Source organism: Geodermatophilus sp. SYSU D00663 (genome assembly GCF_054050655.1).
The window spans coordinates 165,540-178,446 of sequence record NZ_JBJGZT010000007.1 but is presented as its reverse complement, the minus strand read 5'-3'; the positions used below and the strand labels follow the sequence as shown (position 1 = coordinate 178,446).

Here is a 12,907-nt window from a genome sequence, read left to right as displayed (position 1 = left end):
TAACTTTTTGATTAAGTTTTACATGCCCAACGGGGGGGGGGTGTGGGCCGGCCCGCCCCCCCCCCCCGGGGGGGGCGGGGGGGCCCGCCGATCAGCCCGCGAGCTGGGCGGCCAGCTCGCCCTCGAACGCCTCCTGGACGACCTCGGCGCCGCCGGGGACGTCGGCCGGCCGCAGGATGAGGCTCTGCGTGCTCGGCGAGACGCCGGTCTCGAACCCGTTGATGGGCACCAGCAGGCCGCCGGTGTCGACGTCCTCCAGCTCGCCGAACGCCGCGACGACGCCCTCGCGGGTCAGGTCGCCGCTCTCGCAGGCGGCGTCGAGCACCTGGTTCATCACGTCGCCCATCGCGTAGCCGAAGATCGCGCCGAGGCTCGGCGTGACGTTCGGGTAGGCCGCCTCGTACTGCTCGAGCAGCTCGGGCTGGGCGTCCCACGCGGTGACCGGCGAGGCCACGTAGAGGTGGTCCCTGAGCCACTGCGCCGAGGCCCCCTGCAGCAGGCCCGGCGCGAACACCGGGTTGCTGCCCAGGATCGGGACGTCGAGGCCCTGGGCCTGCGCCACCGCGGCCACCGAGGCGGTCTGCGTCGGCGCGACGGTGAGCACGATCGCGTCGACGCCGGCCGAGGCGAACTGGGTGACCTGCGCGGACATGTCCTGGTCGGTCGACTTGATCTGCGCCGGGACCACCTCCAGGCCGCGGGCCTCCGCGACGGCCTCGCTGCCGGCCAGGCCGTTCTCCCCGTACTCGCCCTCGAAGTAGATGTGCCCGACCGTGGCGCCGTCCTGCAGCAGCCCCTGGTCGAACAGGTACTGGTAGCCGTTGGCGATCTCGACGTCGTAGGTGGCGCCGAGGACGCCGGTGCCGGGGATCTCGGTGAGCGTGCGCGCCCACGCCGACGGGAAGTTGACGATCTGGTCGCTCTCGTAGTCCCCGGCCAGCGCGGTGTTGATCGGCGACCCGATCGTCTGCTGCATCGCGAGGATGTTCGGCTCCATAGCGCTGTAGAGCTGTACGCCGGTCTGCGGCACGTAGCCGGTGTCCTGGACGTCGAGCTCGACGTCGTAGGTGTCGCAGACCTGGTTGTCCTGCCAGTACAGGGTGTTGCCGTTGGTGATGTCCTGGCCGAGCGCGGCGAAGACGCCGGTCAGGTCGGTGAGCACCCCGAGCCGGATGGTGGTGCCCTCCACCCCGACGTCGGTGGCGACGTCGCCGCCGCCCTCGCCTCCCCCGCCGCCGCCGCCGCCGTCCGGCGCCCTGGTGCTGCAGCCGCTGACGACGACGACGGTGACGGCGGCCAGGACGGTGGCCCCCCGCAGACGCACTGCTGCTCTCATCTGGTGCTCCCTCGCGCTGGTGGGTCGGACGGATCGGGGTCGGTGCTGCGCGCACCCGAGCCCGCTGTGGCGCTCGGGGATCCGCGGCCGGGTCTGCGTCCCCGGCGGCGGAAGCGGTGGGCGATCCCGACCAGGCCGCCGGGCTCGAAGAGGACGACGAGGACGATCGCCAGGCCGAACAGGTAGCGGGCGGCGGTGCCGGCGGCGATGCCACCCTCGCCGGGCGCGCTGACGAGCGGCAGCACGTCGGCGAACTGCTGGAACACCAGCGGCAGGGCGGTGACGAACGCCGCGCCCAGCGCCGCGCCGCCCACCGAGCCCAGCCCGCCGAGCACGATCATCGCCAGGTACAGCACCGACACGGTCAGGCCGAAGGACTCCGGCGCGATGCTGCCGATCGACAGCGCGTACATCACCCCGGACAGCCCGGCGTACATGGAGCTGACCATGAACACCCGCGCCTTGTACGCCTGCACGTTGACGCCCATGACCGAGGCGGCGACCTCGCTGTCGCGCAGCGTCTCCAGCGCCCGGCCGGGCCGGCTGCGCAGCAGGTTGCGAGCGAAGACGTAGGCGGCCAGCGCCAGGACGATGCCGAGGTACCAGAGCCGCTCGGCCTCCCGGTAGGGCACGCCGAGGACGAACAGCGTCGGGTCGCTGTTGCCGAAGCTGAACCCGAACAGCGAGAACTCCGGCACCGAGCGGCCGTTGAACCCGCCGGTGACCGGCGTCCAGGTGTTGAGCACGTGGACGCCGATGAACACCAGCCCGAGCGAGGCGACGCCGAGGTAGATGCCGCGCAGCCGGGCCGCGATCGGGCTGAACAGCAGGCCGGCCAGGCCGGCGAGCAGCACGCCGAGCACCATCCCGACGATCGGCGGCAGCTCCAGGCCGCGCAGCGCCGCCCGGGTGCCCAGGCCGCCGGACTCGCCGGAGACGTAGGTGTAGGTGATCGCGCCGACCGCGAGGAAGAACGCGTGCGCCAGCGACAGCTGACCGCTGGTGCCGACCAGGAGGTTCAGCCCGATCGCGCCGACGATCGCGCCGGCGACGGCGAAGCCGGTCCGCAGCCAGAACTCCTCGACGTACAGCGGGAGCACCAGCAGCACGACGAGGGCCGCCACGAGCAGCACCGGCCGGAGCCAGCGCAGCAGCGGGGAGCGGCCGGGCCGGGAGGTGTCCGCCGCCGCCGTCCGGCCGCGCGCCCCGGTGGGGGCGGAGAGGGTGTCAGACACGTGTCAGCTCCTTGGTCCCGAACAGGCCGGAGGGGCGGACGAGCAGCACGACGATCATCACGACGTAGGGCGCGACCTCGCCGAAGCCGCGGCCGAGGAAGGACAGCTGCTCCTGGTAGCCGGCCGCGAGGGCCTCGGTGATCCCGATGAGCAGCCCGCCGACCAGCGCGCCGCCGGTGGAGTCCAGGCCGCCGAGGATCGCCGCGGGGAACGCGCGCAGCGCGACCGTGTAGGCCGCCGCGCTCACGCCCGGGGTCGGGGCGCCGACGAGGAACAGCGCCGCCACCGCGGCGAGCACCCCGGCGACGATCCAGGCCAGCGCCGACACCCGGCCCTGCCGGATGCCCATCAGCGCAGCGGCCTCGCCGTCCTCGGCCGAGGCGCGCATCGCCACGCCCCAGCTGGAGTACTTGAAGGCGACGAAGAACGCGACGATGAGGACGGCGGCCACGCCCATGGCGATCAGCCGGTTCTCGCTGATGCCGACGCTGCCGATGCGGACCGAGTCGCTGCCCCACGGGTGCGGGACGTTGAGGATGTCCGGGCCGATCTGCCGGATGAGCTCGGTCAGGATGACGATGTCGACGCCGATGGTGACGATCGCCAGGCTGATCACCGGGGCGCCGCGGAGCTGGTTGATGACCAGCCGCTCGACGAGGAACGCCGCCAGCGCCGTGAACCCGACGCCGACGAGCACCGCGGGCAGGAAGCCGATCGGGCCCGACAGCCGGGCGATCGTGTAGGCGCCGAGCAGCAGCAGCGACCCATGGGTGAAGCTGACCACCTCGCTGGCCTTGAAGATGATCACGAAGCCGAGCGCGATGAGCGCGTAGATGGCGCCCAGCGAGATGCCGTTGAGCAGCAGGGACAGGAACTGGGTCACGGCCGGCTCCCCGGGGCGTCGGTGGCGGTGGCGCCCCGGGCGGCGGCGCCCTCGGCGGGATGCTGGGCGGCGGGGTGCTGGGCGGCGGGGTGCTGGGCGGCGGTGTGCTGGGCGGCGGCCTCGGCGGGGCCGACCTCGGTGCCCGAGCCGAGGTAGGCGCGGATGACCTCGGGGTCGGACTGGACCTGCGCCGGGGTGCCGTCGGCGATGCGGCGGCCGAAGTCGAGGACGGTCACCCGGTCGGCCAGCGACATGACCATCCCCATGTCGTGCTCGACGAGGATGACCGAGATCCCCAGCGCCGAGCGGATCTCCCGGATCGCGTCGGCCATCCGGTCGGTCTCCTGGGCGTTCATCCCGGCGACCGGCTCGTCGAGCAGCAGCAGCCGGGGCTCGATGCACAGCGCCCGGGCCACCTCGACCCGCTTCTGGTCGCCGTAGGACAGCACGCCGACGGGCGTGTGCAGCTTGGCGCCGAGGTCGAGGAACTCGGCGATCTCGCGGATGCGCTCGCCGTGGACCCGCCCCTCCCGGGTGGCCCGCGGCAGCCGCAGCCCGGAGGAGAGGAAGCCCGCCTTGGTGAGGTGGTGGCGGCCGAGCATGAGGTTCTCGGCCACCGTCTGCGTGCCCGACAGCGCGATGTTCTGGAACGCGCGGGCCACGCCGACGCCGGCGATCTGGAACGGCCGCATCGCGCTCAGGCGGGCCTGGCCGAACCGGACCTCCCCCGCGCTCGCGCGGTAGACGCCGGAGAGGACGTTGAACAACGTCGACTTGCCGGCGCCGTTGGGCCCGATGACGGCGTGGATGGCGCCCGGGGCGACGGTGAACGAGACGTCGTTGAGCGCCTTGATCGCGCCGAAGGAGACGCTGACGCCGTCGACCTCGACCGGCGGGACGTCGTCCCGGGTGGCCGCCGCGGTCACGCCGTCCACCGCGAGAGGGTCCGGCGGGGCGCCCGCTCGACGCGCTCCGCGGCGGGCTCGGCGCCGGTGTGGCCGAGGTAGAGCCGCTGCACCTCGTCGGTGGCGGCGAGCTCGCGGGCGTCGCCGGACAGGGACACCTCGCCGACGTCGAGGACGTAGGCGCGGTCGGCGACGCCGAGGGCCATCGTCGCGTTCTGCTCGACCAGCAGCACCGACGTCCCCTGGCGGTTGATCTCGGCGATCACCTCGCCGATCTGGCCGATGACGCGGGGCGCGAGGCCCAGGGACGGCTCGTCGAGCAGCAGCAGCCGCGGGCTGGCCATGAGCGCGCGGCCGATGGCGAGCATCTGCTGCTCCCCGCCGGACAGCAGCCCGGCGCGCTGCCCGGCGCGGTCGCGCAGCACCGGGAACAGGTCGTGCACGCGGGTGACGGCGCGGGCCTTGGCGGCGCGGTCGCGGTTGCCCATGCCGCCGGCGCGCAGGTTCTCCTCCACGGTGAGCCGGCCGAAGATCCGCCGCCCCTCCGGGACCTGGACCACGCCCCGGCGCACGATCTGGCCGGGGTCGCGGCGGGTGAGGTCGGTGTCCTCGAAGCGCACCGTGCCGGCGTCGACCCGGCCGCGGTGCAGCCGCAGGGTCCCGGAGACGGTGCGCAGCAGCGTGGTCTTGCCCGCGCCGTTGCTCCCGAGCACGGCGACGACCGAGCCGTCGGGGACCTCCATCGACACGCCCCTGACGGCCTGGACGACGCCGCCGTAGCTCACCTGCAGCCGGTCGACGGTCAGCACGGCGCCACCGCCTCCCGGAGCACCCCGTGTGATGTGTGCCACATGCCGACGGACCATAGGGGGAACGTCGAGATCGCGGCCCCGGCCGGGACGGGACCGTGACCTGCCGGTGATACGGCACCGGCCGGTGCCGTCCGCCGGCGGCGTCGCCCGGACGCGGTCAGGTGCCGGCGACGTCGAGCACGCGGACCGTGCCGTCGCCGGAATTGGTGACGAGCAGCCGGCGCCCGTCCGGGGTCACGGTGACGCTCGTCGGGTCGGTGCCGGTGGGGATCCGCGCGGTGACGGCACCGGTCGCGACGTCGACCACGGCCACGGTGCCGTCCTCCACGTTGGCGGTGTAGAGGTGGCGGCCGTCGGGGGCCCAGGTGACGTCCTGCGGCCCGGCGCCGACCCCGGGCACGGTGGCCACCACGGTGTCCGTCGCCGGGTCGATGAGCGTGACGTCGTCGCTGATGTAGCCGACCACCGCGATCCGCGTCCCGTCCGGCGACGTCTCCAGCGCGTGCGGCCCGTCGCTGACGGGGACGGTCGCCAGCACCCGGTGGTCCTCGAGGGACAGGACGGTCACCACGTCGGAGAAGTGGTTGGTGACGTACGCGGCCTCGCGGCCGGGCACGAAGGCGACCCAGTGCGGGGACGGTGCGACGTCGACCCGGTCCACCAGCGCCCCGGTGGCGGCGTCGAGGACGTCGAGGTGGTCCTCGTCGTAGTAGGGCACGTACAGCAGCCGGCCGCCGGGGTCGGTCGCCATGGCGTACGGCCCGCGGCCCACCGGCACGGCGCCGGCCACCGTGTCGGTGGCGGTGTCGATGGTGACGACGGCGTCGGTGGTGAACTCCTCGTCGTAGGCGGAGACGAAGACCCGGCTCCCGTCCGGGGAGGTGGTGACCATCTGCGGCGGCGCCTGCGGCACCGGGATGGTCGCCGTCACCTCCGCGGTGGCGGGGTCGATGCGGAGGACGGCGCCGAGGACGGGGTCGGCGACGTAGGCGGAGCGGCCGTCGGGGGTGACCGCGAGGTGGTGCGGCGACGAGCCGACCGGGACCGCGGGGCCGACCCCGGGCTCAGCGGCGCTCGCCGCCGGCGCGGGCGCCCCGGACGACGCGGCGGGGCCCGACGGCGCAGCGGCGTCCCCGGCGTGCGCGCCGGGCGCGTGCTCGCCCACGCCGGCCGACGTCGCCGCCGCGCCCGCCTGCGGCTCGGGGGACCCGGAGCCCCCGGACCACAGGAGCGCCCCGACCACGACCGCGGCGAGAGCCACCGCCCCGAGGCCCAGCGCGATCCCGCGCCGGCGCGTCCGCCGCCGGTAGTGCTTCCCGTGCGTGACCGTGTGGTGCAGGTCCATGGCTCATCGCCCCGTCGACCGTCCGGGTGTGCGTGTCGCAGGGGATGGATGGTCGGGGCCTGCGCGGCCCCGGACAAGGGGGGACGGTGCCGGCAACGCGACCGGCGTCACCCGTTGCACGCACCAACCACCTGGGACCCTGGAGGTCATGACCCCCTCCCGCTCGCCGCGCGCCCTCGTGCCCGTGCTGCTCTTCGTGGGGACGGTCGTCGCCGTCATCAGCAGCCTGGGCGCGCCGCTGGTCCCCGCGATCGCCGCCGCGACGGACGCCCCGCTGCCCGACGCCCAGTGGTCGCTGACCGCCACGCTGCTGGTCGGCGCGGTAGCCACGCCCGTGGTGGGCCGGCTCGGTGACGGGCCGCACCGGCGCCGCGTCGTCCTCGCCGTGCTGGCCGTGGTGACCGCCGGTAGCGTGCTGGCGGCCCTCCCCCTGGGGCTGGGGTGGCTGGTCGCCGGGCGGGCGCTGCAGGGCCTCGGGCTCGGGCTGACGCCGCTGGCCATCGCCACCGCCCGCGAGGCGCTGACCGGTGAGCGCTCCCGGTCGACGATCGCCGCGCTGTCGCTCACCGTCGTCGCCGGCGTCGGCCTCGGCTACCCGCTGGCCGGGCTGGCGGCCGAGCTCGGCGGGGTGCACGCCGCGTTCTGGGCCGGCGCCGCGGTCAGCCTCGCCGCGCTCCTGGCCGCGGCCGCGGTCCTGCCGCCGGCCGCGGCCACCGCGCGACGGCCGCTCGACGTCGTCGGCGCGCTCCTGCTGGGCGCCGGGCTGGCCGGGCTGCTCGTCGCGCTCGGCGAGGCGGAGACGGAGGGCTGGACCTCCCCGGCGCCGTGGCTGCTGGCCGGCGGCGCGGCCGCGGCGCTGGCCTGCTGGGTGCGCTGGGAGGCCCGGACTCCGGTGCCGCTGGTCGACCTGCGACTGGCCCGCGGGCGGCTCGCGCTCACCGCCCACGTCGCGGCGCTGCTGGTCGGCCTGTCGAACTACCTGCTGCTCGCCTCGGTGCCCGTCCTGGCGCAGACGCCGGCCTCCCCCGGCCCGGGCTTCGGCGCCTCGCTGGTCGTGGCCGGGCTGGTGCTGCTGCCGTTCTCGGCGGCCAGCGTGCTCGGCGGCCGGCTCGCCCGGCTGCTGGCCGACCGCGGGCGGCAGCAGCTGGTGCTCCCGGTCGCCGCGGTCGTGCAGGCCGGCGCGTTCGTGCTGTTCGGGCTGACCCGCACCGAGCTGTGGCAGCTGTTCGCCGTCATGGCCGTCGCCGGGCTCGGGGTGGGCGCGTCCTTCGCGGCGTTCCCCGCGCTCGTGGTCGCCGCGGTGCCGCCGTCGGAGACCGGCAGCGCCATGAGCCTGAACCAGGTCCTGCGCTACGTCGGCTTCGCGCTCGGCAGCGCGCTGACCGCCACCCTGCTCGGCGCCGCGCCGGCGCCCGGGGGGTACGCGGCGATCGCGGTCCTCGGGCTGGCGGTGTGCGCGACGACGGCCGTCGTCTCCTGGCTGGCGCTGGGACGGGCGGAGGGGCGGCCCCGGGGATCCGGGACCGCCCCTCGTCAGGTGCCGGGCGTCAGCCGTTCGTGCAGGTGAGGTACTCGAAACCCTCCTGCGCGGCCTCGAACGGGTCGAAGCTCAGGTCGTTGCGCGGGTCGTGCTCGACGACGTAGTACTTCGTGCTGCCGCCGGCGGCCGCGAAGATCGACGGGAAGTCGATGTTGCCGCGGCCCACGATCTCGATCCGGTTGCCCAGCGCCGGGTTGAGGTCCTTGACGTGGAACAGCTGGATCCGGTTGCCGTACTCCTCGATCACGTCGACCGGGTCGAGGCCGGCGAAGGAGACCCAGTACAGGTCGAGCTGCGAGACGACGTTCTTGGCCTGGGTGTGCTGCATCAGGATGTCGAACGCGGTGCGGTCGCCGAAGACGGTCGTGAACTCGAAGTCGTGGTTGTGGACCATCAGCGTCTGCCCGGCCTTGCGCGCCTGCTCGCCGACGGCGTCCAGGTACTCGGCGTAGGCGACCCAGTCGGCCTCGGTCCTCAGCCGCTGCTGCTCCGGGATCCACGGGGCCCCGGCGCTGCTGCCGGACCCGAAGTACTTGATGCCGAGGACGCGGTTGTCCTCGAGGATCTGCGCGATGTCGGCCGGGTCCGTGTGGGTGCCGACGTCGACGTGGCGGGCCGACGCCTTGAGGCCGTACCGGTCCAGGAGCGCCCGGTACTGCTCGGCGGTCCAGTCGCCCAGGGTGTACGGCTCGACGTTGCGGTAGCCCATCTCGGCGAGGCGGCGGAGGACCTCCTCGTGGCGCTGCTGGGCTCCGGGGCCGGAGCCGATGTAGGCGGAGAAGGTGTACAGCTGGATCGAGATCTTGTTCAGCGGCACCCGGGCGCAGTCGGCGCTCGTGTGGCCGGTGGTGGAGGGGGCCGCGTTCGCGGGGCCGACGAGCCCCACGAACAGGAGTGCGGACAGGGCGGCCAACAGCACCGCTCGCGTCAGGTGTCGCAGGTTCCTCACTGGCTTCATCGGTCCTCTCGGGGTTGACGGCGCACGTCGCACCCCGGAACGCCCGGACGGGCCGGCGATCCGCGGTGATCTGTGCCGTGCGCCACAACCTAGCGAGACTTGGGCCCTCCGCAAAGCGGAAGTCTGCGCATCACTGAGCGCAAGGGGAGTCGACATGCGGTGACGCCGTCACCACAGGTCACGACGTCGCGGAGCGGACTGCCTCGTCTCGTTGGTCACCGTTCGGTTACGGATTGTCGACTTATTTACCGCTGCTACCTAACGTCTCTGCGGGCTGCCAGAGAGTGACCGCCGGTGGTCCCCCACCGGCGGTCGGCGGTCCTCGTCCGACACGGGAGACGGTCCTTGAAGAAGAGAGCTCTTCCCCTGGTCGTGGGCGCCGCGCTGGTCGCGGTCGCCCTGCCCACGACCGCGAACGCGGCACCACCCCGGGAGGACCCCGGCGCGGCCCCCGCCCGGGCGCACGACCTGCCCAACCCCCTCGGCGACAAGCAGCGCGAGCTGCGCCAGGAGGCCCTCGAGCAGGTCGTCTCCGGCCAGGCCACGCCCCAGGGCGACAACAAGGTCGTCGAGGTCGCCAAGGGTCAGTACGTCGAGCTGGCCCAGACCGACAGCGACGCGATCTGGACCGTGCTCGGCGAGTTCAGCGACCTGCCGCACAACCAGATCCCCCGCCCGGACCGGAGCGTGGACAACACCACGATCTGGGCCGAGGACTTCTCGCAGCCCTACTTCGACCAGCTGCTCTACAGCTCCGCGGACGGGGTCAACTCGGTCGCGAACTTCTACGAGGAGCTGTCCTCGGGCCGGTACACCGTCACCGGCGAGGTCGAGGACTGGGTCCAGGTGCCCGGCACCGGCGCCTCCTACGGCGACAACGACCTCGGTGACCGCGTCACCTGGAACTTCGTCAACGACACGGTCAACACCTGGTACGACGAGCAGCTGGCCTCCGGCAGGACCACCGAGGAGATCGACGAGTACCTCTCGCAGTTCGACGTCTGGGACCGCTACGACCACGACGGCGACGGCGACTTCGACGAGGCCGACGGCTACATCGACCACTTCCAGGCCGTGCACTCCGGCATGGGCGAGGAGGTCGGCGGCGGCGTCCTCGGGGACGACGCCATCTGGTCCCACCGCTGGTACAACCAGACCAACCGCGTCGGCACCGCCGGACCGACCCTCGCCGACGGCACGCAGAACCCGCTCGGCGGCACGCGGGTCGGCGGGTCGAAGTACTGGATCGGCGACTACACGGTCGAGCCGGAGAACGGCGGCGTCGGGGTCTTCGCCCACGAGTTCGGCCACGACCTCGGCCTGCCGGACCTCTACGACACCTCCGGCAACAGCGGCGGCGCGGAGAACAGCACCGCCTTCTAGACGCTGATGTCGTCCGGCTCCTACGGCAACAGCGGCCGGCCGGCCGACGGCATCGGCACGAAGCCGATCCACATGGGCGCGTGGGAGAAGCTGCAGCTGGGCTGGCTGGACTACGAGGTCGTGCAGCCGGGCGCCCGGGCCAACACCCGCCTCGGCCCGTCGACTGCCACCACCAAGCAGGCGCAGGCGCTGATCGTGCTGCTGCCGGACCGCCAGGTCACCACCACCGTCGGCACCCCGTTCGAGGGCCCGGAGTTCTGGTACTCGGGCTCGGGTGACGACCTGGACCACTCGATGCTGACGGCGCTGCCGGCCGGCGCGGGGACGCTCACCGCCAAGGTGAACTACCAGATCGAGCAGGACTGGGACTACGCCTACGCCGTCTACACCACCGACGGCGGCCGCACCTTCACCTCGCTGCCGACCACCCGGTCGACGACGACCGACCCCAACGGCCAGAATTACGGTCACGGCATCACCGGCAGCACCGGTGGGCAGTGGGTCGACCTGTCGGCGAGCCTGGCCGGCGTCCCGGCGGGTGCCCGGGTGGGCTTCCGCTACTGGACCGACGGCGCCGCCACCGAGCCCGGCTTCCTGGTCGACGCGGTGGCGATCGACGGCACCGCGGTGACGACCTGGACCCTCGACGGGTTCACCAGCACCACGGGCACGGCGACGGAGGAGTACTTCAACGCCTACATCGCCGAGAACCGCGCCTACACCGGCTACGACGCCGGCCTGCAGACCGGCCCGTACAACTTCGGCGACCCGAACCGTCCCGACTGGGCCGAGCGGCTCCCGTACCAGGACGGCCTGCTGATCAGCTACTGGAACACCCAGTACGGGGACAACAACGTCGGCGCCCACCCCGGCGGCGGGCTGGTCCTGCCGGTCGACGCCCACCCCGGCCTGCTCTACGAGCCGACCGACGACGAGGGCACCGACCGGACCGACGGCGAGAGCTGGCGGCCGCGGATCCAGTCCTACGACTCCACCTTCGGGCGGCAGGCGACGGACCGGATCACGCTGCACGACCCGGACACCGGCGTGGCCGGCACCTACGGCGGGCTGCCCGCCGTGCCGACCTTCGACGACCGGCAGGACTGGTACGTGGCGCCGGGTGAGCAGCCCGACGCCAACGGCTGGACCGGCGTGGACGTGCCGAAGACCGGCACCCGGATCACCGTGGTGAGCACCAGCGCCCACGACGGGTTCATGCAGGTCCGCGTCAACGGCTGACCTGCGACACGAGGACGGCCCCCCGGCGTCAGCCGGGGGGCCGTTCCGCGTTCGAGGGGCCTCAGCGCGGCCGGCGGCCCACGGTGGTCAGCCGGACGGTCTCCGGCAGGGCGCGCAGCGCGGCCAGCAGGTCCGCGGGCAGCTCGGCGCTCACGTCGGTGACCGCGTACCCGAGCTCGCCGCGGGTGGCCAGGACCTGGCCGTCGACGTTGAGACCGTGCTCGCCGACCAGGGCGTCGACGCGGGCGAGGACGCCGGGCACGTTGCGGTGCAGCAGCGCGAACCGGGCAGCCGACGACCCGTGCAGGGCCACGGTCGGCAGGTTGACGCTCAGCGTCGTCGTCCCGGTGGTGGTGTAGTCGACGAGCTTGCCGGCGACGAACCGCCCGATGTCGTGCTGCGCCTCCTGGGTCGACCCGCCGACGTGCGGGGTGAGGATGACGTTGGGCAGGCCGCGCAGCACCGAGTCGAACGGGTCGCCCTGCTCGCGCGGCTCCTCGGGGAACACGTCCACCGCGGCCCCGGCGATGTGGCCGGACAGGACGTGCTCCCGCAGCGCCTCGTGGTCGACGACGAACCCGCGGGAGAGGTTGAGGAACAGGCTGCGCCGGCGCATCCGCGCGAACTGCTCGGCGCCGAACAGCCCGGCGTTGCCGGCGCGCCCGTCGACGTGCAGCGTCACCGTCTCCGCGCGCTCCAGCAGCTCCTCGAGGCTGTCGCAGCGCTCCGCATTGCCCAGCGCCAGCTTGTCCTCGAGGTCGTAGAACAGCACCCGCATGCCCAGCGCCTCGGCGAGCACCGACAGCTGGCTGCCGATATTGCCGTAGCCGACGATGCCCAGCGTGCGCCCGCGGATCTCGTGGCTGCCGGCCGCCGACTTGTCCCAGGTGCCGGCGTGCAGCGCGCGGTCCCGGTCGACCAGCCGCCGCGCCAGGATGATGATCTCCGCGATCGCCATCTCCACCACGCTGCGGGTGTTGGAGTACGGCGCGTTGAACACCGCGACGCCCGCGGCGGCGGCCGCGGCGAGGTCGATCTGGTTGGTGCCGATGCAGAAGGCGCCGACCGCCGCGAGGCCCGGCCGGGCGCGCACGACCTCGGCGGTCACCTGCGTCTTGGACCGGATCCCGAGCAGGTCGACGCCGTCCAGCGCGTCGACCAGGTCGGCCTCGTCCAGCGCTCCCCGGAGGGACTCGACCTGGTAGCCGGCCTCCCCGAGCAGGTCGGCCGCCACCGGGTCGATGTTCTCCAGCAGCAGGGCTCTGGGCACT

The 12,907-nt window shown here is 73.6% G+C and carries 11 protein-coding genes; 3 read left to right on the top strand and 8 right to left on the bottom strand.

Features of this window, described 5'->3' with window-relative positions:
- Positions 1 to 91 precede the first annotated feature (91 nt).
- The 6 genes from ACI79Z_RS07710 to ACI79Z_RS07685 form a co-directional block, all read right to left on the bottom strand.
- Positions 92 to 1,324 (bottom strand): ABC transporter substrate-binding protein, encoded by a 1,233-nt coding sequence (locus ACI79Z_RS07710; protein WP_456902237.1) that lies wholly within the window; start codon positions 1,322 to 1,324, stop codon positions 92 to 94.
- An 8-nt stretch (positions 1,325 to 1,332) separates the two neighbouring features.
- On the bottom strand, positions 1,333 to 2,571 hold the full coding sequence (locus ACI79Z_RS07705; RefSeq protein WP_387988974.1) for a branched-chain amino acid ABC transporter permease: 1,239 nt from the start codon (positions 2,569 to 2,571) through the stop codon (positions 1,333 to 1,335).
- Entirely contained in the window at positions 2,564 to 3,454 is an 891-nt protein-coding gene (locus tag ACI79Z_RS07700; protein ID WP_456902236.1) for a branched-chain amino acid ABC transporter permease, read from the bottom strand. Before ACI79Z_RS07700 ends, ACI79Z_RS07705 begins: the two co-directional genes overlap by 8 nt.
- Positions 3,451 to 4,389: an ABC transporter ATP-binding protein gene (locus ACI79Z_RS07695; protein WP_456902235.1), complete on the bottom strand. Its 939-nt coding sequence runs from the start codon at positions 4,387 to 4,389 to the stop codon at positions 3,451 to 3,453. Before ACI79Z_RS07695 ends, ACI79Z_RS07700 begins: the two co-directional genes overlap by 4 nt.
- Positions 4,377 to 5,168 (bottom strand): ABC transporter ATP-binding protein, encoded by a 792-nt coding sequence (locus ACI79Z_RS07690; protein WP_456902234.1) that lies wholly within the window; start codon positions 5,166 to 5,168, stop codon positions 4,377 to 4,379. Before ACI79Z_RS07690 ends, ACI79Z_RS07695 begins: the two co-directional genes overlap by 13 nt.
- A gap of 160 nt (positions 5,169 to 5,328) precedes the next feature.
- Positions 5,329 to 6,516: a YVTN family beta-propeller repeat protein gene (locus ACI79Z_RS07685; protein ID WP_456902233.1), complete on the bottom strand. Its 1,188-nt coding sequence runs from the start codon at positions 6,514 to 6,516 to the stop codon at positions 5,329 to 5,331.
- A 148-nt stretch (positions 6,517 to 6,664) separates the two neighbouring features.
- Here ACI79Z_RS07685 and ACI79Z_RS07680 point away from each other — a divergent pair, with 148 nt between their 5' ends.
- Entirely contained in the window at positions 6,665 to 8,083 is a 1,419-nt protein-coding gene (locus tag ACI79Z_RS07680) for an MFS transporter (RefSeq protein WP_456902232.1), read from the top strand.
- Here ACI79Z_RS07680 and ACI79Z_RS07675 read toward each other — a convergent pair.
- Positions 8,064 to 8,975, bottom strand: coding sequence for a sugar phosphate isomerase/epimerase family protein (locus tag ACI79Z_RS07675; protein ID WP_456902231.1), 912 nt, complete (start codon positions 8,973 to 8,975; stop codon positions 8,064 to 8,066). The genes ACI79Z_RS07680 and ACI79Z_RS07675 overlap by 20 nt on opposite strands.
- 384 nt (positions 8,976 to 9,359) lie before the next feature.
- Here ACI79Z_RS07675 and ACI79Z_RS07670 point away from each other — a divergent pair, with 384 nt between their 5' ends.
- Together ACI79Z_RS07670 and ACI79Z_RS07665 are read left to right on the top strand one after the other, a co-directional pair.
- Positions 9,360 to 10,397, top strand: a complete 1,038-nt coding sequence (locus ACI79Z_RS07670; protein ID WP_456902230.1) for an immune inhibitor A domain-containing protein — start codon at positions 9,360 to 9,362, stop codon at positions 10,395 to 10,397.
- A 6-nt stretch (positions 10,398 to 10,403) separates the two neighbouring features.
- Positions 10,404 to 11,636, top strand: coding sequence for a hypothetical protein (locus ACI79Z_RS07665; protein WP_456902229.1), 1,233 nt, complete (start codon positions 10,404 to 10,406; stop codon positions 11,634 to 11,636).
- Positions 11,637 to 11,697: 61 nt separating this feature from the next.
- Here ACI79Z_RS07665 and serA read toward each other — a convergent pair whose 3' ends face one another.
- On the bottom strand, positions 11,698 to 12,906 hold the full coding sequence (gene serA / locus ACI79Z_RS07660) for a phosphoglycerate dehydrogenase (protein WP_387988958.1): 1,209 nt from the start codon (positions 12,904 to 12,906) through the stop codon (positions 11,698 to 11,700).
- Position 12,907: the final 1 nt, after the last annotated feature.